Raw genomic sequence first — 23,883 nt, 5'->3', positions numbered from 1 at the left:
GAACACCTTTCCTCTGTTCTTTAAATTTTTTAGCAATGTTCCAATCTCTTTTTTTGCTATGCCGTTATTGTACGCTTCAGCGGTCCTTTCTACTCAGTACACTAAGGCTGCAACCTTCAACTCATTTCGATTGCAATTATTATATTTTTAAAGCAAGAACAGCTAAATTTAAAGTAATGTCCGCATTTTGATGTCTCCTACATAAGTGAGGCAATAGTCTCAATAAACATTTCACTTTGTGTAAATAGGTGTATAATTAACAGAAGTATTGAAATTATTTGTGAATTTAATGTGTAAAACATTGACTGAACTGAAGGAATGAGTTAAAATACTTTCATATTCTAATTCTCTAATACTCTAGTGAATTAAAGTGAAACGTAAGGAAGTGTCCACATGTCGTCGATTAAAATGTTCGAAAAGCCACTTGGTATGCGTGATAAATTTCCGCAAATTTATGAAAAAGTAGAAGCTGTAAGACATACAGGTCGAAATTTTTTACGCTCAAGAGGCTATGAATTTATCAAAACGCCTACAGTAGAGTATTTCGATACGGTAGGGAAAGCATCTGCAATTTCCGATGCGCATTTATTTAAGCTTGTAGATAGTCAGGGCAACACGCTCGTTCTACGTCCTGATATGACAACACCGATTGCTCGAGTAGCCACTTCAAAATTATTGAAAGAAATGATACCGCTGCGCTTAGCTTACTTTGCAAGTGTATTCCGTGCACAGGAAACAGAAGGTGGACGTCCCGCAGAATTTGAGCAAATGGGTATTGAGTTAATTGGTGATCATTCCGTGTTTGCGGATGCAGAAGTAATTGTTACAGCAATGGAGTTATTAAAACAATTTGGATTAGAAAATTTCAAAGTCACAATAGGACATGCAGGTGTCTTGAATTATATTTTACAGGACTATACAGAAAGCATCGAACAAGAAGATGTCCTGCGTACACTGCTTGTACAACGTAATTATGTAGGCTTTGAGGAGGCAGTTGCATCATTTGATTTACCAAAAACAAAATCAGATGCATTGTTACAGTTTATTGAAGAGGCAATGACCTTAAAGGAAATTCGTGATATTGAAAAATATGTGCGTAAAAATGACGCATTAGAATATATGCAACAACTTGCAAAATTATTAGAAGTCGCTGATCTTGCACAGTATGTCGCGTTTGATTTTACTCTTTCAAGCCATATGAGCTATTACACAGGTATGTTATTTGAAGTATTTGCTTCAGGCAGTGGTTTCCCATTAGGAAATGGTGGACGTTACGATGGTTTGCTTGAAGTATTTGGATCAAAGGTCGGTGCTACAGGCTTTAGCATTCGTGTAGATAGATTATTAGAAACGATTACTGCACAAGCTTCGGACAAGGAAGAAGCCATTGTGGTGCTATTCGAAGAAGAAAATTTTGAAGAGGCTCTGGAAAAAATAGAGGCTTTAAGAGCAGCAGGTAAACAAGCGACTTTACAGTTGAGAAGTAGTTTAGTTGATGAAGCAGCCTTTTTAACGCATTTTACAAAGGTAGTTGTTGTTGGACAGGAGGAAATTCGCGGTGAATGAATTAACCATTGCTATGCCGAAAGGGCGCATTTTTGAAGAGGCATACCAAATGCTTATTGAAGCGGGCTTTAATTTACCAGAAGAGGTTGAAATGTCGCGTAAATTAATGATCGAAATCCCAGAAGAAAAAATTCGTTTTATTCTAGCGAAACCTATGGATGTGCCTGTTTATGTTGAGCACGGTGTAGCCGATATTGGAATTGCTGGAAAAGATGTTTTACTGGAGCAACAGCGCGTGGTACATGAGCTTCTTGATTTGAAAATAAGTACTTGCTATATTGCTTCAGCTGGCTTACCGAATACGACGATGAACGAACTTGCACCACGCATTGCGACGAAGTATCCGAACATTGCGATGAAGTATTATAAAGGGATTGGCGAACAAGTAGAAATTATTGAATTAAACGGGTCGATTGAGCTTGCGCCAATGATTGGTTTAGCGGACCGCATTGTGGATATCGTATCAACTGGACGTACGTTAAAAGAAAATGGCTTAGTTGAGTATGAGTATATTACAGAAGTTTCCTCACGCTTAATTGCCAATCCCGTAAGTTACCGCATGAAAGGTGACCGCATAATCGATTTGGTGAAACGTTTAAAGAAGTGTGTCGACTAATGAATGTTGTTTCATCGTAATAATTGCAAATACGCAAGTTGCGAAAAGGAACTGCACGAATAGCTAGAAATTTAAAGGAGACTTTTTCCATGAAAATCACAAAGTTAGCAAAAGGTATTTCCTTGAAACGACCACTTGAAGGTGGCAACGAAGAACAATTAAAAATTGTACGACAAGTATTGGCAGATGTGCGAGCACAAGGTGACAGCGCAATACGTACATATACAGAAAAATGGGATGGCTTTGCTCCAGACAATTTACGTGTTACAAAGGCAGAGATTAAAGAGGGAGTAGAGGCAATCGACGCGCAATTATTTGCAGATTTAACAGAAGCTGCCCACAATATTCGCGTTTATCATGAGCAACAAAAACGTTCTGGCTATCGTTTGGAATTAGCAGATGGCTCTTGGCTTGGGCAACGGATTACCGCACTCGATGCAGTAGGTCTTTACGTTCCTGGAGGAACAGCGGCCTATCCTTCTTCCGTGTTGATGAACGTTATTCCTGCTCAAGTAGCGGGTGTTGAGCGAATTGTTATCACATCACCTGCGGGGCGTGACGGGAAATTACCTGCTGGTGTACTTGCCGCCGCTCATATATTAGGTGTGGAAGAAGTATATAAAATTGGTGGGGCACAGGCAATTGCAGCACTTGCCTATGGAACGGAAACAATTCAAGCCGTCGATAAAATAACTGGTCCAGGTAATATTTACGTTGCACTTGCTAAACGCGAAGTATTTGGTGAGGTCGCGATTGATATGATTGCTGGACCAAGTGAAATTGCCGTAATCGCAGATGATACAGCTTTTGCAGATGAGGTAGCTGCAGACCTATTATCCCAGGCAGAACACGATAAGATGGCCTGTGCTATTTTAGTGACAACGTCTGAGCAACTTGCTCACAATGTGGCGCTGGAAGTAGAAAAACAATTAGCGACTTTACCACGTGAAGAAGTAGCGCGTGCCTCAATCGAAAATTTTGGCGCAATTTATATTGCTGAAACGATGTCAGATGCAGTGGAGGCAATTAATTCATTAGCCCCTGAGCATTTAGAAATCGTGACCAAAAATGCCGAAGCGGTGGCAGAGCAAGTGCGCCATGCAGGTGGTATTTTCATCGGTCGATATAGCTCCGAGCCTGTTGGAGATTATTTTGCTGGCACAAACCATGTGCTACCAACAAACAGCACAGCGCGTTTTGCAAGTGGCTTAAATGTGGATGACTTCGTAAAAAAATCGAGTATCGTTTATTATACTGAAAAAACTTGGGCAACGAACGCCCCGAAAATTGCACGCTTAGCTCGGATGGAAGGCTTAGAGGGCCATGCTCGTGCTGTAGAATCTCGTGGATGGGAAAAGGAGTAATACGATGACAGAACAGAAACGCTACGCAAAGGTAGAACGCAAAACAAATGAAACACAAATTTCAGTTGCTATTGAGTTAGATGGCGAGGGCAAGGCGGATATCCAAACAGGTGTTGGCTTTATGGATCACATGCTGGATTTATTTATTAAACATGGTCTATTTAATGGCACAATTCAAGCGAATGGTGATACGCATATTGACGACCACCATACAACGGAAGACCTTGGCATTGTATTAGGACAAGCCATTCGTCAAGCGCTCGGCGATAAGAAAGGTATTAAACGTTATGGTAATGCCTTTGTACCAATGGATGATGCACTGGCACAAGTTGTTGTCGATTGTTCAAATCGTCCACATTTAGAGTATCGTGTGCCTGAACTAAAAGAGAAAGTAGGAACTTTTGATACGGAGTTAGTGCATGAGTTTTTATGGAAATTTGCGCTTGAAGCAAGAATGAATGTCCACGTTATCGTACCGTACGGTCATAATACACACCACATTATCGAAGCTATTTTTAAAGCATTAGCTCGTGCCATTGATGCGGCAGTTGAAATTGATCCTCGCGTTAAGGGTGTACCTTCCACAAAGGGGCTGTTAACGTGAAAATAGGTGTTATTGACTATGGGATGGGTAATTTATTTAGTGTTGAACAAGCACTAAAACGACTTGGCTGTGAAGTCATTGTAACAGCACAAGAACAGGAACTAGATGAAGCTGATGCCCTGTTACTGCCAGGTGTGGGCGCTTTTCCCGATGCTATGAAACGTTTAGCTGAAACAAAATTAGATTGCTATTTACAAAAGGTACAAGCAGAAAATCGACCATTGCTCGGTATTTGTTTAGGCATGCAGTTATTATTTGAGGAAAGCGTAGAGGTGACACCAACGAAGGGACTAGGTTTCTTCAAAGGCAGCATTCAACGTTTTAGCGGCATTCAAGGGGAGCAGTCTTATCGAGTACCTCATATGGGGTGGAATGAATTAATTGTGATGAATCGACCAGCATGGCTCAAAGGCGAGACACCTGCCGAGCACGTTTATTTTGTCCATTCTTTTTATGCGACGAATATTGAACCGACAGAACTAGTGGCCTATGCTGACTACCATGGCATTGAAGTCCCGGGGATTGTTGCCAAAGGCTCGATCACAGGTATGCAATTCCATCCTGAAAAATCAGGTGAGTTAGGCGTGTACTTATTAGAACAATGGTTAAAAGGGGTGGCGGCGTGCTAACGAAACGTATTATTCCATGTCTTGATGTGAAGGAAGGACGAGTTGTTAAAGGTGTACAGTTCGTATCATTACGTGATGCAGGAGATCCGGTAGAGCTTGCAAAGTTTTATGATGAACAAGGTGCAGATGAGCTTGTTTTCCTAGATATCTCAGCATCGCATGAAGGCCGTGACACAATGGTCGATGTAGTGCGCCAAACTGCGGCGACACTAGCCATTCCATTTACTGTTGGTGGCGGTATTCGCTCGTTAGAGGATATGAAGCGTATTTTACGCGCAGGTGCTGACAAAGTATCTGTTAATACTTCTGCCTTAGAACGCCCAGCGCTGATTAAAGAAGGTTCTGACTATTTCGGAGCACAATGTATTGTTGTTGCAATTGATGCGCGCTATAGTGAAGAAGACGGCACGTGGATGGTCTATACACACGGTGGTCGCAACAAAACATCTTGGCAAGTAATAGAGTGGGCAAAAGAAGCTGTCCGCTTAGGTGCTGGCGAGATTTTATTAACAAGTATGAATCAAGACGGTGAAAAATCTGGCTTTGATTTAGCTTTAACGAAGGCTGTACGACAGGCCGTGACAGTCCCAGTCATTGCAAGTGGTGGTGCAGGGAATGCCGAACATTTTTACGAAGTATTAGCGGACGATGTAGATGCAGATGCAGCACTTGCAGCATCCATTTTCCATTACAAAGAAACGAGTGTAGCGCAAGTAAAACAATACTTACGTGAAAAAGGAGTGGCAGTAAGATGATAGAGAACATTAAATTTGACGATAAAGGTCTTGTTACAGCAGTTGTGCAAGATGCCAATACAAAAGAAGTATTAACTGTAGCTTATATGAATAAAGAATCATTAGAAAAAACATTAGAATCAGGCGAAACTTGGTTTTACTCACGTTCTCGTGAAGCGCTTTGGCATAAAGGAGCGACGAGTGGTAACGTACAAAAAGTAGTGTCCATTAAAGCCGACTGTGATGGCGATGCATTAGTTGTAGAAGTACTTCCTGCTGGTCCCGCATGCCACAATGGCACAACATCTTGCTTTACGACAGTACTGCAAGAAAAAGCAAAAGTTGGTTCGGTTAGTATTATCCCTGAGCTAGTCAAAGTCATTGAAAAGCGTGAGCAAGATATGCCTGAGGGTGCATATACTACATATTTATTCGATAAAGGCATCGATAAAATTTGTAAAAAAGTTGGGGAAGAAGCAACAGAGGTAGTTATCGGTGCAAAAAATCGTGATGCAGAAGAAGTAAAATGGGAAGCGGCTGATTTAATTTACCACTTACTAGTTTTACTGCAAGAACAAAAAGTAAATGTTTTTGACGTATTACATGTGTTGGAAAAACGTCACGAGGAGAAATAACAGCATATCGCTTATTGTATGGTATAATATGAGTTACTGTAAAAAGGAACGTATAATGCGTTCCTTATTTCTTGTTTCGGAGGAAATATTTTGGAAAAGAAACGTCAAAAAGAGAAGCAAACGAATGTCGTATCGTTCATTCCAACAGGCGACTATTATTATAAAAAATCAATTCAAGCGATGAATAGTGGTCAAATGGATAAAGCCTATAAATACTTACAACGTGCTGTAGATTTAAGTCCAGATGATCCTATGATTTTATTGCAATTAGCGATTGTAGAGTTAGAAGGTCAAGGTTTTGAGGAAGCCTATGATCTGCTTCGTCGTGCCTATCAATTAGACCCAAATGAGCCAGAAATTATTTTTTATATGGCTGAGGTATCAGGATGTGTCGGCATTATTCAAGATGCCAAACGCTTTGCAGAGCAATACTTAGAAATGGAACCTGAGGGTGCATATGCGGATGAAGCGGCAGAAATATTAGACTTTGTTGCTTTTGAGCACAATGAATATGAAGAGCTGGAAGGCAGTGGCGAGGATTTATATCGGCAGGAGCAAGCACGTCGTTGCATGGAAAAGGGTGACTTTCCAGAAGCAATCAATATTTTAGAACAATTAGTAGAAGATAGACCGGAATTTTGGTCAGCATACAATAATTTAGCTTTAGCTTATTTTTATGTAGGTGAAGCGGAACAGGCTAAAGCGATTTTGAACACGGTTTTGCGTGAGAATAAAGGGAATCTCCATGCATTGTGTAATCTAACGGTTATTGCCTACTATGAGAAAAATGATGAGGAATTAAATGCTCTTTTAGAAGTATTGGTGAAAATTCAACCTTATGCTTGGGATCATCGTTACAAATTGGGCGCAACGCTTGCACTGATTGGTCAATATGAAACTGCATTTAAATGGCTACGAAGCATGCAGAAGCGTGGTTATTTAGGAGATCCAGGGTTTTACTTTTGGTTATCTCATGCGGCCTACTTTTCTGGTTACGATGATATTGCCAAAAATGCTTGGGAGCAGTTGCTTGAGTTAGATCCAGATAAAGAAGGTTTTGAACCTTGGCGTCAGCAGGAAAATACATATGAGCTTGACGCATTAGAGCATGATCGTGACTTCATTGTAGCAAAGCTTGAAAGTGAGTATATAAGTGATCGTTTATTTGGCTTATTTTTATTACGAGGAACAGCGCATAAGCAGGAAATCATTGCGCATCCTAAATGGATTGATGTAGAGCAATTTGGTGCTTTTGAAAAGCTTTTTTTAGCTTATGCACTCGGCCATCAGTTTGATGAGAAAAACAAAGTAGAGGCAAGTTTTTTAAGAGCTGTACGTGTACCCGAGATTTTGTTGGAGCACTATGGAAAATTGACGACAATCGTCGCACCAATGTTCCAAATGTGGTTCGTGCTTTGTGAACAAGCACTTAGTCAAAATTATCGCTTTACAAATCCGGCTGCTATTGCAGGTGCAAATGACTTTTTATTCCGCTCATCTCGCATGTTGAAGGTGACGAAAAAAGAAATCGCAGAGCAATATGGCATATCTGTAGCAACATTATCGAAATATATAGATGAAATATTAATGTACTTACCAACGAGTTAAATTGAAGTTGTGAGCAACTTAGTTGAATAACTTCATGCTTTCACATACGATGAACATACTGAACGTTATTATAAAAAAGTATTACAAGTTTAGGAGGAAGTAAGTATGTCAGAAGAAAAAATTTATGATGTTGTAATTATTGGTGCAGGTCCTGCCGGAATGACTGCGGCTGTTTATACATCACGTGCAAATCTTTCAACATTAATGATTGAACGTGGTATCCCTGGTGGACAAATGGCGAATACGGAAGAAGTAGAAAACTATCCAGGATTTGATACTATTTTAGGGCCTGAGCTATCTACTAAAATGTTCGAGCATGCGAAAAAATTTGGTGCTGAATATGCTTACGGTGATGTCTCAGAAATCATTGATGGTGAAGAATATAAAACGATAAAATCAGGTGCTAAGGAATATAAAACACGCTCAATTATACTTTCTACTGGTGCAGAGTATAAAAAAATGGGTGTACCTGGTGAAAAAGAGCTTGGTGGACGTGGTGTCAGCTATTGTGCTGTATGTGATGGTGCATTCTTTAAACAAAAAAATCTCGTTGTCGTAGGTGGCGGAGATTCTGCTGTTGAAGAAGGTGTGTATTTAACGCGTTTTGCTGATAAAGTAACAATTGTTCACCGTCGTGATAAATTACGTGCACAAAAAATTCTACAAGATCGTGCATTTGCAAACGACAAAATTGATTTCATTTGGAATGCAACAGTGAAAGAAATTAACGAAGCTGATGGTAAAGTAGGCAGCGTTACATTGCAATCAACTGTCGATGGCACAGAATCTGAATTTGCGGCTGATGGCGTATTTATTTACATTGGGATGTTGCCATTAACAAAACCTTTTGAATCACTAGGCATTTTAAATGAAGCTGGTTATATTGTTACTAACGACAATATGGAAACAAATGTACCAGGTATTTTTGCTGCTGGGGATGTGCGTGAAAAAACGCTTCGTCAAATCGTTACTGCGACTGGCGATGGCAGTATTGCGGCGCAAGCAGCACAACATTATGTTGAAGAATTACTAGAAAAAATTAACGCATAATAAGCGTTATACCGAGTGATGGTCTCAAAAATCTTAGAAGTGCATTGCAATTGGCCGTTATTACCGGAAAAAAATACAAATTTTTAATACGGTTTTAATATTGCTGTAACTTGAATGACATATAAAAGGTGTAATATAAAGACTGTAATTAGCAATCCCCCTTTTATTTTTTTAGTAGGTTGTTTCCGCCTAAATTAGGTGGGAGCAACCTATTTTTAGTGCCAGTCACTCAAACAATTCTGAATTTTTAAAGCGTTGCAAGTAGCTTATTTTACGTAATAGTAAGCCTAATGCTAATTATTTTGGATATGTCATGTCTTACAGTAGAAAACTGTATACTATATGTAGAGGGAATAGTGTAAAATAATGGTTATTGAAAGATGCGTTGACCTTTTCTGCATGCATTTGAAACCTTTGGGATAAGTTGATTTAATCATTTTTTTGCGCAAGATTCCATAGTTGTGAAATGAGGACAAACTCTGATAGGTCTTGCTATAATAAAAAATAGAATGCAAAAGAGATTAGAGGTGTGCCTATGCAAAGAATTGCAAACTTAATCGCCGTAAAAGACGGCCAAGTATTATTACTTCAAAAGCCGAGACGTGGCTGGTATGTAGCACCAGGCGGGAAAATGGAGAGCGGTGAGTCTATTTATGAGGCTGCTTTACGTGAGTTTCAGGAAGAAACAAATGTAATCCCATTGAAAGCGCATTTAAAAGGTGTCTATACGATGGTTATTAAAGAAGATAACGTTAAGGTAGATGAATGGATGTTGTATACTTTTGTAGCGAAGGATATAGAAGGTGTACCATTCGAAGAAACAAGAGAAGGTAAGCTTGCATGGCACCCAATTGAGGATTTGAAACATTTGCCCATGGCTGAAGGTGACCGAACAAATTTACAATTTGCTGTATCACAATCAGGCATTCAGTACGGTACATTCGAATACACGAAGGATTTTGAATTACTTCATGAAAAAATACAAATATCAATAGAACAATAAAGGAGCTGCATGACAGTGGTGGTTGAAAGTCAACAACATGAATTGGTCATTATTACAGGAATGTCTGGAGCTGGAAAAACGGTAGCTATTCAAAGCTTTGAGGATTTAGGGTATTACTGTATTGATAATTTACCACCAGCGTTACTCACAACTTTTTTAACTTTACTTAGAGATTCAGGTAAAAATATTACACGTATTGCCGCGGTCATGGATATGCGTGGCGGTGACTTTTTCGATTCGCTCATTGGTGCGCTTGACCATATATTAAAAGAAGGCGATATTGTTGCGCGGATTTTATTTTTAGATGCTGATGATCAGACGCTTGTAAGACGATATAAGGAAACAAGACGTGCACACCCATTAGCTGTAACCGGTTTACCTTTAGATGGTATTAAACAAGAACGTATACTTCTATCTGAAGTGAAGGGCCGCGCTAAATTTGTTTATAATACCTCCAACATGAAACCAAAAGAGTTACGCGAGAAAATTGTCAATGAATTTGCAAGCGATGCAGATCATACTTTTTCAATTAATATTATGTCCTTTGGATTTAAACATGGTATGCCAATAGATGCAGATTTAGTATTTGATGTGCGCTTTTTAAAAAATCCATATTATGTGGAGGAATTGCGCCATAAAACAGGTTTGCAAACAGAAGTTTCTTCTTATGTATTAGCGTTAGAGGATACACAAATCCTAATTCAAAAACTAACGGATTTGTTTGAATTTATGGTACCGCTTTATAAACAAGAGGGGAAATCACAACTTGTCATTGCTTTTGGTTGTACAGGAGGACAGCATCGTTCGGTGACGTTGGCAGAATATTTTGGTGCTTGCTTAGCCAAAAATGAAAATGCTGTGATATCGCACCGTGACATCAATCGAAGAAAGGATTGAGTGAATGGGGAAAAAGCATACAAGGCTAGTTGTAATAGGTGGTGGTACTGGCCTTTCCACGTTACTGCGTGGTTTAAAGCATCACCCGTTTGATATCACTGCAATCGTAACAGTTGCGGATGATGGTGGTTCCTCAGGACGTCTACGTGATGACTATGATATTCCCCCACCAGGGGATGTCCGCAATGTCATCGCTGCATTATCAGACGTGGAGCCACTTGTTGAGCAAATGTTTCAATATCGTTTTTCTGTATCAGATGATTTGAACGGTCATTCTTTAGGTAATTTAATGTTAACGGCTTTAACAGATATAACTGGGGATTTTAGCCATGCTATTAGTGAGATGGGAAAAGTGCTAAAAGTACATGGGCGAGTGATTCCAGCTGCTAATAAAAAGATTACTTTACATGCCGAGTTAGAAGATGGCGTAATAATTGAAGGTGAGTCTAAAATCCCGACAGCATCAAAACGCATTAACCGCGTTTTTTTAGTGCCTGAAAATGTGCAACCGCTACCAGAAGCAATACGGGCAATTAATCGGGCAGACTATATTTTAATAGGACCTGGAAGCTTATATACGAGTATTATTCCGAATTTGCTTGTGAAAGCAATTGGGGAGGCTGTTGTAAAAGCAAGGGGTCGCAAAATTTATGTATGTAATTTAATGACTCAAAAAGGTGAGACAATTTCCTATACAGCAGGTGACCATGTGCAAGCGATACACAAGCATGTTGGTAATTCTTTTATCGATTCTATTTTAGTCAATGATGAGCAACTGCCACATCCTGTAAAAGAACTATATAAAGAAGAATGTGCAGAGCCTGTAACATTTGATGTAGGAAAGCTTGAAAGTATGGGATTAGAAGTTATTAAACGAGATATTGCAACCATTCGACCTGATGGGACAGTTCGCCATAATGCGGCAAATGTTGCAAAATGGCTTGTGGATTATGCAAAAATCTTACCCAAAAAGTAAGGAAGCCTACAATAGAGTCCTAAAGAATGCTTGTTGTATATGGTAAGATGAACATATACATAGAAATAAAGGTCGAAAGGGGGGCGTGCTATGTCATTTGCTTCAGAAACAAAAAAAGAGCTTACACAGGTAGAAGCGGACGACTACTGTATGAAAGCGGAAGTATCCGCGTTAATTCGTATGAATGGTTCGTTATCTTTTGCTAACAAACAACTTAGCTTAGACGTGCAAACCGAAAATGCTGCAATCGCACGAAGGCTTTATACGATAATGAAGAAGTTGTATCCATATAATGTGGAGCTACTTGTACGTAAGAAAATGCGATTGAAAAAAAATAATGTGTATATATGTCGTGTACGTGAAGGTGCACGGGAATTGCTCATTAATTTAGCTATTATTTCAGATGATTTTCAATTTAATCATACGATTTCTAAAGAGCTGATTAAAAAGAGTGGTCATAAAAGAGCCTACTTACGTGGAGCGTTTTTAGCAGGTGGCTCGGTAAATAATCCAGAAACGTCTGCCTATCATTTAGAAATTTATTCTTTGTATAAAGAGCATGGTGAGGCATTAATGGATTTAATGAACGAATTTGAATTGAATGCAAAAACCATTGAACGCAAGAAGGGCTTTGTGACATACTTAAAGGAAGCGGAAAAGATTTCCGACTTTTTAAATATTGTCGGAGCCCATCAAGCCATGATGAAATTTGAAGATGTTCGTATATTACGCGATATGCGCAATAGTGTGAATCGTATTGTGAACTGTGAGACAGCAAACTTGAATAAAACAATAGGTGCTGCACTGCGTCAGGTAGAAAATATTCGATTTATCGAAAATTCCATTGGCTTAGATCAGTTGCCTGAAAAACTGCGCGAAATTGCACGCCTACGTGTGGAATATCAAGATGTGACGTTAAAAGAACTTGGTGAAATGGTATCAAGTGGAACGGTTAGTAAATCAGGAGTCAATCATCGATTGCGTAAAATAGACGAAATAGCAGATGCATTAAGAAGAGGTGAAAAGATAGGCGGTTAAGTTTTCATGCGTATTCGATATGAAAGCAAGCACAATCGCTTATTGTTCTTCTGCTGTTAAGTGAGGTAATATAATACTAATAGATGAACGGTAGTGAAGGGGAGTATTGCGAATGACTGAAAAAACAGTCCAGGTAAAATTAAAATTAGGACTTCAAGCTAGACAAGCAGCGTTGTTTGTACAGGAAGCAAATCGTTTCAGCGCTGATATTTTTCTTGAGAAAGACGATAAAAAAGTAAATGCCAAATCCATTATGGGTGTAATGAGCTTAGCCATTGCAAAAGGCACGAAGGTTGTTTTAAGCAGTGAAGGTAGCGATGCAGAGCAAGCGGTTTCATCCTTAGCTGCGCTTATTGAAAAGGAAGACTAATCAAAAACCTCTAAGTCACAAGAGCTTAGAGGTTTTTGATATTGCCGTTGGGCGGACACATATGAAAGTTGCGACTCGCGCTAGTGAGCGGATGTTTTATGTCTTACGTGAGAGCCTAGCACCCATTAAAAAAACCGCTAAGCCATTTGAGCTTAGCGGTTTTTCTAATTAGCGTTCGTTACGTACAAAAATATGGTCGATTAAGCCGTATTCTTTCGCACGTTCAGCTGTCATGAAGTTATCACGGTCTGTATCTCTTGAGATGACTTCTAATGGCTGACCTGTACGTTCAGATAAAATACCATTTAATTTTTCACGAAGGAATAAAATGCGTTTTGCCGCAATTTCAATTTCAGTCGCTTGACCTTGTGCACCACCAAGTGGTTGGTGAATCATTACTTCTGCATTTGGTAATGCATAACGTTTACCAGGTTCACCAGCAGCAAGTAGGAAAGCACCCATAGATGCAGCCATACCAATACAAATTGTTTGTACTTTTGGCTTGATGAATTGCATTGTATCGTAGATGGCCATACCAGCTGTAATCGAACCACCTGGTGAGTTAATGTAAAGAGAAATATCTTTATCTGGATCTTCTGCTTCTAAGAATAGAAGCTGTGCAACGATTGAGTTTGCAACGTTGTCATCAATCGCACTACCTAATAGGATAATACGGTCTTTTAGTAGTCGTGAATAAATGTCATAAGCACGTTCACCACGACTTGTTTGTTCAATAACTGTAGGAATTAAATTCATGTTAAATCCTCCTTAAAAAACTAAATTCGAATACTTTTACTGAAATCATCCATTATATTTCAGTTGTAACCTTATCATACACATTATAGTCAGGGAAGGTCAAATATTAACGCTGATATTAAGAAATAAAATATATAACAAAAATAAAAATTTATAGTTGAAAAATGGGCAAGACGTTTGTATAATGGAAAGGTCGTAAGTTAAAGTACAGTACACTATTTTGCAGGTATGCTTCTGAAATGAGGATTATCTACATGATGCTTTACCGTAAAGCCTTAGAGTGAGTACTTTTTTTTTATGTTCAATTGCCCTCGTGGTGTAATGGATAACACGTAAGATTCCGGTTCTTGCACTGGGGGTTCGATTCCCTCCGAGGGCGCCATTTTACTGATTATTTGATATACTTTTATAGCTCGTTCTCCTATAAGTAGTTTAGCAGCCTGCTTAGGGGAGAAAGAGAGGAATAGGGGGAATATTGTCCCGTAGGCATTATTCCCAGATTTATTCCTTTCTAAACCTTCAAAAAGCAACAACTCCAAAAATTTTTTTAGTGAACATACCGAACGTGAGGCTAGCACGCTAGCCCAAAAGAAGAATCCTATCTGAGGGGATTCTTTTTTTGTGCTCAAAAATATCTAAAATCTGTATAAAAACGATCTTAAAATTGCATAAGTATACATTTTGTGACAAGTATCTTGTTTTTATTACATAATTTTTCTTCATTATGCTTAGTAAAATTCATTTTTATGAAAAAATAATCACTTTTATACGAAATCGTATTGTATATCAACTCTATTGACACTATAATTGACCTAATAGTCTAACATTTCCGAATTGAGAAAAATGAAGTGGTCGGAAAATGATTAAATGTTTAGGGGGAAAAACTATGAAAAAACGTTTTTGGACGTTATTGATGATCGTGGCGGCATTTACGCTTGTGCTAGCGGGCTGCGGTGCTAAAGAAGACACATCTACTGGTGATGCACCGGCTGATGGTGGCGCGAAGGACAAGGTGTATAAGGTAGGAACAGAGGCTACATTTGCACCGTTCGAGTCAATTGACGATAAAGGCAATATTGTAGGATTAGATGTCGATATTTTGCAAGCGATTGCTGATGAAATGGGCTTTAAAGTAGAATGGGAAAACATTGGCTGGGAGCCAGTATTCCAAACAATTAAAAATGGTGAAACACATATCGGTGCATCTGGTATTACGATCAATGAAGAACGTAAAGCATCATTTGATTTTACAGAACCATATTATGAATCTCAATTATTAATCGTTGTAAAAGAAGATTCTGATATTAAGTCATTAGCTGATTTAAAAGATAAAAAGATTTCAGTACAAATTAATGCAACGGGTCATATGGCAGCAAAAAAATTACAAGGCGATGCAAGTACAAACATCATGGCATTTGAAAACCAACCAGTTGCTATTCAAGAAATGTTAAACGGTAACGTAGATGCAACAATTGGCGACAATGCAGTTATTTACGAATATATCAAGGCAAATCCAAATGCAAAACTTAAAGTAATTGAAGATGATGCATTTGAAAAAGAATACTATGGCTTTATGGTGAAAAAAGGCAATACGGAGTTATTAAAACTATTAAATGAAGGTCTACAAAAAATTAAAGACAATGGTAAATTAGCAGAAATTACTGGTCAGGACTTTAAGTAATAAACGATGCCGTTAGCCGAATCATGCTAGCGGCTCATTTGATTTATTAGGGGATTTAATAGTAGAGAATTTGAATGGGAAAGTAGGGGTTCTGATGGACATCTTTGATTTACAATGGGACATAGTTTGGAACTACCGTGATATGTTTATACGTGGTATAGGTATAACAATCATTTTAACACTCAGCGGTTATTTTGGTGGTATTATTTTAGGCTTACTATTAGGTTTAGGAAAACTATCGCAAAATAAGTTAATTTACTGGCCATCTAAACTATATGTGGATTTATTCCGTGGAACACCAATGCTTGTGCAAATTTTACTAATTCATTTAGCGGTTATTCCAACAATTTTTGGTCATTCATTAGGTTATATGGTTTCTGGTATTACAGCACTTGTATTAAACTGTGCTGCTTATAATGCAGAAATTTTTCGTGCGGGTATTCAGAGCATTGATAAAGGGCAAATGGAAGCAGCACGTTCACTTGGCTTAACACACAATCAAGCGATGAAAAAAGTAATTTTACCACAAGCCTTTAGACGTATGATTCCACCACTTGGTAACGAATTTATTGCGTTACTAAAAGATTCTTCTCTAGTAACGGTTATTGCAGCACCAGATATTTTATATGCAAGTAAAGTAGTAGCGGGTGCGAGTTTCCGTTTCTGGGAACCGTATATTGTCGCTGCCCTACTATACTTGGTTTTAACATATGTTGTAACAAAGGTAGTCGCCTTTATAGAGAAGCGATTTAGCAATAGTTATGTCCCTCGTAAAGCAGAAGGGAGAGAAGCAAGATGATTAAAATTGAAAACCTACACAAATACTTTGGGAAGCTCGAAGTATTGAAGGGCATTGATTACGAAATACAAGAGAAGCAAGTCGTTTGTGTCATTGGTCCTTCAGGGTCAGGGAAAAGTACTTTTTTACGTTGCATCAATATGCTGGAAGAAGTAACGGACGGTGCCATTTATATAGAAGATATCAAGATAAATGCACCAAAAACAAATATTAATGCCATTCGAGCAGAAGTCGGGATGGTATTCCAACAGTTTAATTTGTTCCCTCATATGAATGTCATTGATAATGTCACGATGGCGCCGATGCAAATTCGCAAAATGAGCCGTGCGGATGCAGAGCAACTAGGTCATGAGCTTTTGAAAAAGGTCGGTCTTGATAGCAAAGCTTATAGCTATCCTGAGCAGCTTTCAGGTGGACAACAACAACGAGTAGCGATTGCTAGAGCGTTAGCGATGAAACCAAAGGCTATATTATTTGATGAACCAACTTCTGCACTTGACCCAGAAATGGTGAAAGAAGTATTAGATGTTATGAAAAATCTAGCTTCTGAAGGGATGACAATGATTGTAGTCACACATGAAATGGGCTTTGCACGAGAAGTGGGCGACCGTGTTGTGTTCATGGATGGTGGTTTTATTGTAGAGGAAGGTACGCCAGAAGAGATTTTTGGTAATCCACAAAATGAGCGAACAAAGGCTTTTTTAGGGAAAGTTCTTTAATTTTTAATAATAGGAAAAACCATTCATCGCATTTTGCAATGAATGGTTTTTTGTTATTAATGGAGGGGATTTGTAGTAGTGCCGTACGAATCAAGCAATGCACGCATATCTTGTTGTGAGTATTGCGGCACTTGATAATAGCCATGCTTATTTTGGTAAATAGAAAGTTCGTATGCCATTTCGATACAGTTGGGAATACTATCAGCAACAACACGACGCACAACTGGATTTGTTGTTTCTGTCGCTGCTGCCGTTAAACATTTAGCAGACCCTTTATGTGCACCAAGCAAGAAGCCAGAAATGATTTCATCATTAATCTCACTCACATTTTGCATTGGCTTTTTCGGCTGTGAAGGCGTAATGCCATATTGGAAGTTGTTTCCTGTTTGCATTTCATAACGACCTGTTGGCACAGATGGATCATGTCCTGTTTTAAATGACTCCACAATCGTATTGTACATACCGAGTGTGAAATTATATTGATTGTCCAAAATGCTAAGTAATTCTGGATCTTTTACTTGCGGACGTAAAAGCATGGATTGATTCAGACATGCAATAATTTCGCCAATTGCTTCATGCATGTCCATTACTTCATGTCCACCGTGGTTTAGGCTTTGTTGTTGGTTAGATGATGTTACATCATTTGATTCATTATAAAAAGATTGTGACAAAAAAAACGCCTCCTGAATGTATAGTTTGTTGCAGTAATTAGTATGTCTTGTTCGCCATATTTCATACGACATAAAACTGTTTGCATATATTTAGCATAGCGATGTTTTTTTGCAACACATTAGAGGTATAAGAAAAGAAAGTAAGGAGGCTGTAAAATTGAAAAAAATTTTTGGACCTGTCGCAATCATTATCATTATTTTAGGTGTATTCGCTTTATTATTTATTCCAAAATATAATAGCCTTGTGACGGCAGAGGAAAATGTGGATTCGAAATGGGCTCAAGTCGAAAATCAGCTACAACGCCGCTACGATCTAATTCCGAATTTAGTGGAATCGGTCAAAGGATATGCAAAACATGAGCAAGAAGTCATTGCCAGCATAACAGAGGCACGTGCACAGTTAGGTAATGCACAAACACCAGAGCAACAAGCGATCGCCAATGATGCGTTAAATGGTGCGCTTGGTCGATTGCTTGTAGTGGTAGAAAATTATCCGAATTTAAAAGCAGATGCGAATTTCCGCCAATTAATGGATGAGCTTGCAGGCACGGAAAATCGTTTAGCAGTAGCACGAGAAGATTACAATAATGAAGTGCAAGGCTTTAATAAAATAGTAAAACGCTTTCCAGGTAATGTAGTAGCAGGTATGTTTGGCTTCGAGCAAAAGGAATACTTTAAGGCAGCAGCTGGGGCTGAAAAAGCACCGGCAGTAGATTTTAGTGATTCAGGTAAACAATAATGAAGCGTTTGACCGTAATACTTGCTTGTTTCATGTTTTTTGTAACAGTCAACAATGCATATGCCCAGTTCCCAACACCGATGAAAAATACGTACATTCATGATTTCGCCAACGTATTATCAACGTCTGTAAAGGAAGAACTCAATTCTTATTCAGAGCAGTTAGATAAAGGCACTGGTGCTGAAATTATGATTGTAACGGTGGATAGTATTCATGGGCAAGAAGCTAAAATGTATGCTACCCAATTGATTCGTACTTGGGGCATTGGTGATGCGCAGAAAAACAACGGCGTTTTGCTACTGGCTACATTTGGCCAAGGGCAAGGAAAAAATGATGTGGTGATCGCGGTTGGCCAAGGGCTTGAGGGAGCGTTACCAGATGGGAAATTAGGACGGATATTGGATTCTGCTTTTTATCCTTCTGCAAGTAATGGTGAAATTGACCAAGCATTTCAAGCGACGTATACAGCATTGTATCAAACTGTAGCGCAAGAATATCATTGGGAAGGTCAAATGCCAACTCAACCAGTAGAGGATGAATCGATGCCCACTTGGATGTTTGTACTACTCGTAATCCTCTTACTCGTCGTCATTATCTTCTCCAATGGAGGAGGCGGACCACGTTCAAGAGGACGGGGAAGAGGAGGTTATCCAAGTGGTTTTGGTGGAGGTTTTGGCAGAGGCGGCTCCGGTAGCGGAGGATTTGGAGGCTTTGGCGGAGGCTCATCTGCTGGTGGCGGCGCTAGCCGAAAATGGTGACCCGAAAATGGTGACAGGCACCCAAACAATTTTGTCGCTGGAACCGCAGTGGATTGACACGTTTTCGTAATAAAATAATTTACTAGCTAAAAGACTCTTCTTCATACGAAGAGTCTTTTTATTTTGGATAAAGAGGATAATTAAATAAGTTTTATCATTTATTGACAAAAAAACTAGATTTGTTATAATTTCTTTGTATCGACTAACGATATAACGCACACTGATATAAGGAGGAATCATTTTGAAAAAAAGATTTTTGTCAGCATCTTTAGCGGTCATTTTAACAGCTTCTGTTGTCTATCCTGTTTCCATTCAGGAAGTACGAGCTGCAAATGAAACGAGCAATGTAATTGTTGCACAAGAGGAGCGCCTAACAGCAAAAGAATTTCTTGAATTAGCTGTGACTTCTTTAACTTTCCAACATGGGTCACAAGCAATGCGTCAAGAAATCATGGATAAGTGGGTTAAAGAGGGAGAATTACAAAATTTAAGTACTGCCATTAAACGTGATGAAGTTGCTCGAATTTTAGTAAGAGCTCTTGATAAAGAGGAAAAAGAAGCATCATTAGCAGACTATTTAGAAAAAGCGAATAAGCTAGGCTTATTTAAAGGTATTTCTGAAAATAGTGAAACCATCTCAAAACAAGATGCTACTAAAATATTTACAACGTTTAAGTCTATAAAAAACGGAACGAATAACGAAGGGGTAAAAGAAATTTCTGTAGAGGATTTTATGAAAAATCCAGGAAACTTCGGTTACCAATTGTCACCAGATGGTAATTACATTACATTTGCTTCAGCATGGGAATCTCGTTCAAATGTATTTGTGAAGAAAATGAATGACGATAGTGAACCTGTTCGTGTATCAAGTTCAAAAGATCGTGATATTTCAGGATTCTTCTGGAAAGACGATACATTGCTTTATGCAAAAGATAAAGGCGGCGATGAGAACTTCCATATCTATTCGTCTTCATTTAATGGTAGTGAAGAAAAAGATTTAACACCTTACCCTGGGGTAACTGTAGGCGTATTAAGTAATTTACAAGGTGTTAAAGATGAAATATTAATTATGATGAACAAAGAAGATGCGAAAGTTTTCGATGTGTACAAGCTTAATGTCAAAACAGGCGAAACAAAACATGTTGCAAAAAATCCTGGGAACGTATCGAATTGGGTAGCGGACCGTGATGGCAATATTCGTATCGCTGTCGTTTCTGATGGTGTAGAAGGTACAATTTTATACCGAGAAACAGAAAAAGATGAATTCAAACCATTTATTGAAATGGCTGCAGGAGATGAAGTAAATCCGCTTGCCTTCTCTAAAGATAATAAATATATTTACGCTACTTCTAATAAAGGTCGAGATAAAGTACAAGCTGTGAAATATGATCTTGAAGGTAAAGAAGAAGTAATTATGTCGAACGATGAAGTAGACGTTGCAGGCGTATTATATAATAGCGAAAAAGATAAAATTTTATACGGTGCATATATGACTGATAAAGTACATTATCAATTCTTTGATGAAGATTTTGAGAAACTATTCCGCAAAATTCAAAACAAACTAGGTGTTGAAGAAAGCGAAATAGGCATCAATGACTACAATAAAGAAATGACTAAGTTTATCGTCAGCGTGTCAAGTGACACTGTATACGGCAAATATTATTATTATGACTCAACAACAGATGAAATAACAGAACTAGCAACATTAAGTCCTTGGTTAAAGTCAGAAGAACTTGCTGAAATGCATCCAATTTCGTATAAGAGCCGAGATGGACTGACAATTAACGGTTATTTAACATTACCGAAAAACAAAGAAGCAAAAGACTTACCGCTTATCGTGAATCCACACGGCGGTCCATGGGCACGTGATATGTGGGGCTTTAACCCAGAAGTACAGCTTCTTGCAAACCGAGGATATGCTGTGCTACAAGTGAATTTCCGTTCTTCAACTGGATACGGAAAAGAATTTTTACAAGCTGGTAATAAGCAATGGGGTCTAAAAATTCAAGATGATATTACAGATGGCGTGCAATGGGCAATCGATCAAGGCATCGCGGACCCTGACCGCATCGGTATTTATGGTGCATCATTCGGTGGCTATGCTACATTAGCTGGTATTACAAAGACACCTGATTTATATGCTGCGGCAGTTGACTATGTTGGTGTATCAAATATCTTCACATTGCTTGATACAATCCCACCATATTGGGAAACAATGCGTAACATGTTCTATGAGCGTGTAGGGCATCCAGAGACTGACAAAGAGCTATTAACAGAAGCTTCTCCTGTCTTCCATGTTGATAAAATTAAAACACCATTATTTGTTGCGCAAGGTGCAAACGATCCACGAGTTAATCAAGCAGAATCTGATCAAATCGTAGAAGCATTACGTGCGAGAGGTGTGGAAGTAGAGTACATGCTGAAAGAAAATGAAGGGCATGGCTTCCAAAACGAAGAAAACCGCATTGAATTCTATAATGCAATGGTTAAATTCTTCGACAGCCATTTAAAAAAATAACAAACGATGAGACTGTGCAAAAGTTACCTTGCACAGTCTTTTTTCATTTAAAATAAAGAAAGATAATTACGCCAAGGCACGTAAATCGAAATTGTGTGCAAATTGTTTGCGTGCCTGGCACCATAAAGTAAAAGGGGTTGGTAAAATGGACGTGAAATTTTTTAGTCGTTCCCAGTGCGAGCTTTGTGTGGAAGGATTACGCACATTAATACTTGTTCAAGAAGAGTTAGGTTTTACCATTGATATGATTGATATTGAAACCGATGAAGCGATACATGAAAAATATATGCTGATGATACCGGTAGTGGAAAAGGATGGAGAAGTTATACAGTATGGCAATTTAGATTATGTAACATTAATGGAACGTTTGTGACAAATCAAAGAGCCATTACGTGAGAAGAACATAGCTATTTTAGCCAACTAAATTATCATTCGCTAAATGAAGTAATATCGAATGAGGTAAAAGGTTATAAATAAAGCGAAAAAATTCGTTATTCTCTAGCCGAGAGAATAACGAATTTTATATTTTTAAACCTGTATATTCACGTTATTCACAAATTGTTCAATGAAAGCGTTATGAATATGAACAGTTTGTGAAGACCCTCACACAAAGCTTTCTTTTTTAAAAAATAGGAGTAGAATAAGAATCAAGTAAAGGTTGTTATAAAACAGTTTAGAAAAAGTACCACATTTTTACGTGGTTGTTATATTACAAAAATAAACTTAAAGGGAGATTTGACTATGTGGGTTATTACAGTATTTGAACAAAAGGACGTTCGTATTTTTGAATACACAAACAAAACGGAAGCTACAAAAGCTTTAGCAGGCTTCAAGAAAAACGCAGTATTGTCTTTCACTAAATAAGAACAAAGCCATCTCGCAATCAGAATGAATGATTGCGAGATTTTTTGTGCCAACAAAACAGTACAGCATGTCATTTTTACTATGCTAATAATGGGTGTCGCTATGTATAAAGGTTGTACTAGCAACACATACCATTAATTGCTTGCTCTTTTTTATAAAGCATATTATAATTAAATTGTAGGTGGGACATTATTTAATATAGTGGGATAAAAAACGACCCACTGTAAGTGAAAGGGAGTAGATAGATATGTTAACTGTACCTGAGGCACAGCGAAGACTACTTCCGGAAATGAATCCGCTTCTACAATCGAGATATCGTATTCTACAATCGGTACAGCTGATGCAACCAATTGGTAGACGAACGCTGGCAGAGTCACTAAAAATGACAGAACGTGAAATCCGTAAAGAAACAGATATTTTACGTGAGCAAGGGTTATTAGATTCCCAAAAGTCGGGTATGGTATGTACGAGTGATGGCGAATTAGTGATTGAACAGTTAAGAGCATTAGTGTATGAATGGTCGGGCCTTACTCAACTAGGCAAAGCGCTCGAACAACAATTAGGATTGCAACATGTGCTAGTCGTACCAGGTGATTACAACGATGACGAAACCGTTTTAACATTGCTCGGAAAAGAAGCGGCACAGCAATTTCTTTCGACTATTGCCAATGAGCAAGTAGTGGCTGTTACTGGAGGGAAATCAGTTGCCTCCTTAGCGCAGTTTTTACAACCAGTCGATCATCAGCAAAACATTACATTTGTTGCTGCTCGTGGTGGTATCGGTCATGAAATGCACATGCAGGCCAATACACTGGTTGCTACGTTCGCTATGCAAATGGATGCCCAGCACCGTACATTATTTTTACCAGAGCATTTAAGTGAACAGGCTTATCAAGCGATGTTAACAGAGCCTATGGTAACAGAAATAATGGCTTACTATGACCGCGCTGACTGCGTTATTCATGGTATCGGCTCTGCTGAAGAAATGGCGATTCGTCGTAATACATCTGCCGAAGATTTACGTATTCTCGAAGAAAAAGGTGCTGTTAGTGAAGCATTCGGCTATTATTTTAATGCCGAAGGACAAATTGTGCATCGTATTCGCACGATTGGTATTCAACTTGAACAAGTTGAAAAATGTAAGCATATTATTGCGGTGGCAGCAGGCAAACAAAAAGTGAATGCCATGCTATCTTATTTTAAGGTAGCACCGAAGCAGACGATTTTTATAACAGATGAAGCTGCAGCAAAGGCAATCGCTGAACGTTTACTGTAAAAATAAATCAAT

25 protein-coding genes and 1 tRNA gene are annotated in these 23,883 nt (G+C 38.6%); 24 read left to right on the top strand and 2 right to left on the bottom strand.

Translation table 11 applies throughout. The features are described 5' to 3' along the window. The first annotated feature begins 393 nt into the window (after positions 1-393). The 14 genes from I5435_RS18760 to I5435_RS18695 all read left to right on the top strand — a co-directional run bounded on the left by I5435_RS18760 (position 394) and on the right by I5435_RS18695 (position 13,090). A complete protein-coding gene (locus I5435_RS18760) occupies positions 394-1,566 on the top strand; it encodes an ATP phosphoribosyltransferase regulatory subunit (RefSeq protein ID WP_337982767.1) in 1,173 nt (390 codons plus the stop codon). Then, on the top strand, positions 1,559-2,182 hold the full coding sequence (gene hisG, locus I5435_RS18755; protein WP_024363888.1) for an ATP phosphoribosyltransferase: 624 nt from the start codon (positions 1,559-1,561) through the stop codon (positions 2,180-2,182). The genes I5435_RS18760 and hisG overlap by 8 nt, the downstream gene beginning before the upstream one ends. Before the next feature lie 89 nt (positions 2,183-2,271). After that, on the top strand, positions 2,272-3,546 hold the full coding sequence (hisD, locus tag I5435_RS18750; protein WP_024363889.1) for a histidinol dehydrogenase: 1,275 nt from the start codon (positions 2,272-2,274) through the stop codon (positions 3,544-3,546). Positions 3,547-3,550: 4 nt separating this feature from the next. Beyond that, a complete protein-coding gene (hisB, locus tag I5435_RS18745) occupies positions 3,551-4,150 on the top strand; it encodes an imidazoleglycerol-phosphate dehydratase HisB (RefSeq protein WP_024363890.1) in 600 nt (199 codons plus the stop codon). Further along, a complete protein-coding gene (gene hisH, locus I5435_RS18740; RefSeq protein ID WP_025220493.1) occupies positions 4,147-4,779 on the top strand; it encodes an imidazole glycerol phosphate synthase subunit HisH in 633 nt (210 codons plus the stop codon). The genes hisB and hisH overlap by 4 nt, the downstream gene beginning before the upstream one ends. Next, positions 4,773-5,534 (top strand): imidazole glycerol phosphate synthase subunit HisF, encoded by a 762-nt coding sequence (gene hisF, locus I5435_RS18735; protein WP_024363892.1) that lies wholly within the window; start codon positions 4,773-4,775, stop codon positions 5,532-5,534. Before hisH ends, hisF begins: the two co-directional genes overlap by 7 nt. Continuing rightward, positions 5,531-6,148, top strand: coding sequence for a bifunctional phosphoribosyl-AMP cyclohydrolase/phosphoribosyl-ATP diphosphatase HisIE (hisIE, locus tag I5435_RS18730; RefSeq protein ID WP_024363893.1), 618 nt, complete (start codon positions 5,531-5,533; stop codon positions 6,146-6,148). Before hisF ends, hisIE begins: the two co-directional genes overlap by 4 nt. Before the next feature lie 90 nt (positions 6,149-6,238). Next, positions 6,239-7,756: a tetratricopeptide repeat protein gene (locus I5435_RS18725; protein ID WP_024363894.1), complete on the top strand. Its 1,518-nt coding sequence runs from the start codon at positions 6,239-6,241 to the stop codon at positions 7,754-7,756. Between the two features lie 105 nt (positions 7,757-7,861). After that, positions 7,862-8,806, top strand: a complete 945-nt coding sequence (trxB, locus tag I5435_RS18720) for a thioredoxin-disulfide reductase (RefSeq protein ID WP_024363895.1) — start codon at positions 7,862-7,864, stop codon at positions 8,804-8,806. Positions 8,807-9,341: 535 nt separating this feature from the next. Next, a complete protein-coding gene (locus tag I5435_RS18715; RefSeq protein ID WP_024363896.1) occupies positions 9,342-9,809 on the top strand; it encodes an NUDIX hydrolase in 468 nt (155 codons plus the stop codon). A 9-nt stretch (positions 9,810-9,818) separates the two neighbouring features. Beyond that, the gene (rapZ, locus tag I5435_RS18710) at positions 9,819-10,706 is read left to right on the top strand and encodes an RNase adapter RapZ (RefSeq protein WP_029747357.1); all 888 of its coding nucleotides are present in this window, start codon (positions 9,819-9,821) and stop codon (positions 10,704-10,706) included. A 4-nt stretch (positions 10,707-10,710) separates the two neighbouring features. Next, positions 10,711-11,682 carry a gluconeogenesis factor YvcK family protein gene (locus tag I5435_RS18705; protein ID WP_024363898.1) on the top strand — a complete coding sequence of 324 codons (972 nt, stop codon included), beginning with the start codon at positions 10,711-10,713 and terminating at the stop codon, positions 11,680-11,682. Positions 11,683-11,772: 90 nt separating this feature from the next. Beyond that, positions 11,773-12,720 (top strand): DNA-binding protein WhiA, encoded by a 948-nt coding sequence (gene whiA, locus I5435_RS18700; protein ID WP_024363899.1) that lies wholly within the window; start codon positions 11,773-11,775, stop codon positions 12,718-12,720. A 112-nt stretch (positions 12,721-12,832) separates the two neighbouring features. Then, positions 12,833-13,090 (top strand): HPr family phosphocarrier protein, encoded by a 258-nt coding sequence (locus tag I5435_RS18695; protein ID WP_024363900.1) that lies wholly within the window; start codon positions 12,833-12,835, stop codon positions 13,088-13,090. Positions 13,091-13,258: 168 nt separating this feature from the next. On the opposite strand, the gene clpP is transcribed toward I5435_RS18695, so the two are convergent. After that, positions 13,259-13,846 (bottom strand): ATP-dependent Clp endopeptidase proteolytic subunit ClpP, encoded by a 588-nt coding sequence (gene clpP, locus I5435_RS18690; protein WP_024363901.1) that lies wholly within the window; start codon positions 13,844-13,846, stop codon positions 13,259-13,261. Positions 13,847-14,153: 307 nt separating this feature from the next. On the opposite strand from clpP, the gene I5435_RS18685 reads away from it, so the two are divergent. The 4 genes from I5435_RS18685 (at position 14,154) to I5435_RS18670 (ending at position 17,045) form a co-directional block, all read left to right on the top strand. Beyond that, positions 14,154-14,228 (top strand) — tRNA-Arg (locus tag I5435_RS18685). Between the two features lie 504 nt (positions 14,229-14,732). Next, entirely contained in the window at positions 14,733-15,527 is a 795-nt protein-coding gene (locus I5435_RS18680; RefSeq protein WP_024363902.1) for a basic amino acid ABC transporter substrate-binding protein, read from the top strand. Positions 15,528-15,621: 94 nt separating this feature from the next. Beyond that, a complete protein-coding gene (locus I5435_RS18675) occupies positions 15,622-16,326 on the top strand; it encodes an amino acid ABC transporter permease (protein ID WP_024363903.1) in 705 nt (234 codons plus the stop codon). Next, positions 16,323-17,045, top strand: a complete 723-nt coding sequence (locus tag I5435_RS18670; RefSeq protein ID WP_024363904.1) for an amino acid ABC transporter ATP-binding protein — start codon at positions 16,323-16,325, stop codon at positions 17,043-17,045. Before I5435_RS18675 ends, I5435_RS18670 begins: the two co-directional genes overlap by 4 nt. A gap of 56 nt (positions 17,046-17,101) precedes the next feature. On the opposite strand, the gene I5435_RS18665 is transcribed toward I5435_RS18670, so the two are convergent. Next, complete coding sequence (locus tag I5435_RS18665; RefSeq protein WP_024363905.1) at positions 17,102-17,716, bottom strand: spore coat protein; 615 nt, start codon at positions 17,714-17,716, stop codon at positions 17,102-17,104. A gap of 157 nt (positions 17,717-17,873) precedes the next feature. Between I5435_RS18665 and I5435_RS18660 the strand changes: the two genes are divergently transcribed. The 6 genes from I5435_RS18660 to I5435_RS18635 all read left to right on the top strand — a co-directional run bounded on the left by I5435_RS18660 (position 17,874) and on the right by I5435_RS18635 (position 23,871). Then, the gene (locus tag I5435_RS18660; RefSeq protein WP_229387655.1) at positions 17,874-18,455 is read left to right on the top strand and encodes a LemA family protein; all 582 of its coding nucleotides are present in this window, start codon (positions 17,874-17,876) and stop codon (positions 18,453-18,455) included. Further along, a complete protein-coding gene (locus I5435_RS18655) occupies positions 18,455-19,213 on the top strand; it encodes a TPM domain-containing protein (RefSeq protein ID WP_337982766.1) in 759 nt (252 codons plus the stop codon). The genes I5435_RS18660 and I5435_RS18655 overlap by 1 nt, the downstream gene beginning before the upstream one ends. 241 nt (positions 19,214-19,454) lie before the next feature. Continuing rightward, positions 19,455-21,731: a S9 family peptidase gene (locus I5435_RS18650; RefSeq protein WP_229387651.1), complete on the top strand. Its 2,277-nt coding sequence runs from the start codon at positions 19,455-19,457 to the stop codon at positions 21,729-21,731. A gap of 145 nt (positions 21,732-21,876) precedes the next feature. Continuing rightward, positions 21,877-22,104 carry a glutaredoxin family protein gene (locus I5435_RS18645; RefSeq protein ID WP_337982765.1) on the top strand — a complete coding sequence of 76 codons (228 nt, stop codon included), beginning with the start codon at positions 21,877-21,879 and terminating at the stop codon, positions 22,102-22,104. Positions 22,105-22,472: 368 nt separating this feature from the next. After that, complete coding sequence (locus I5435_RS18640; protein ID WP_255313811.1) at positions 22,473-22,595, top strand: hypothetical protein; 123 nt, start codon at positions 22,473-22,475, stop codon at positions 22,593-22,595. Between the two features lie 247 nt (positions 22,596-22,842). Continuing rightward, positions 22,843-23,871 (top strand): sugar-binding transcriptional regulator, encoded by a 1,029-nt coding sequence (locus I5435_RS18635; RefSeq protein WP_231785047.1) that lies wholly within the window; start codon positions 22,843-22,845, stop codon positions 23,869-23,871. The last annotated feature ends 12 nt before the right edge of the window (positions 23,872-23,883 follow it).

The sequence above is a fragment of the Lysinibacillus sp. C5.1 genome, from assembly GCF_016350185.1.
GTDB classification, from domain to species: domain Bacteria; phylum Bacillota; class Bacilli; order Bacillales_A; family Planococcaceae; genus Lysinibacillus; species Lysinibacillus sphaericus.
Note: the sequence above shows the minus strand (reverse complement) of the source record. Positions and strands in the feature narration are given on the sequence as shown.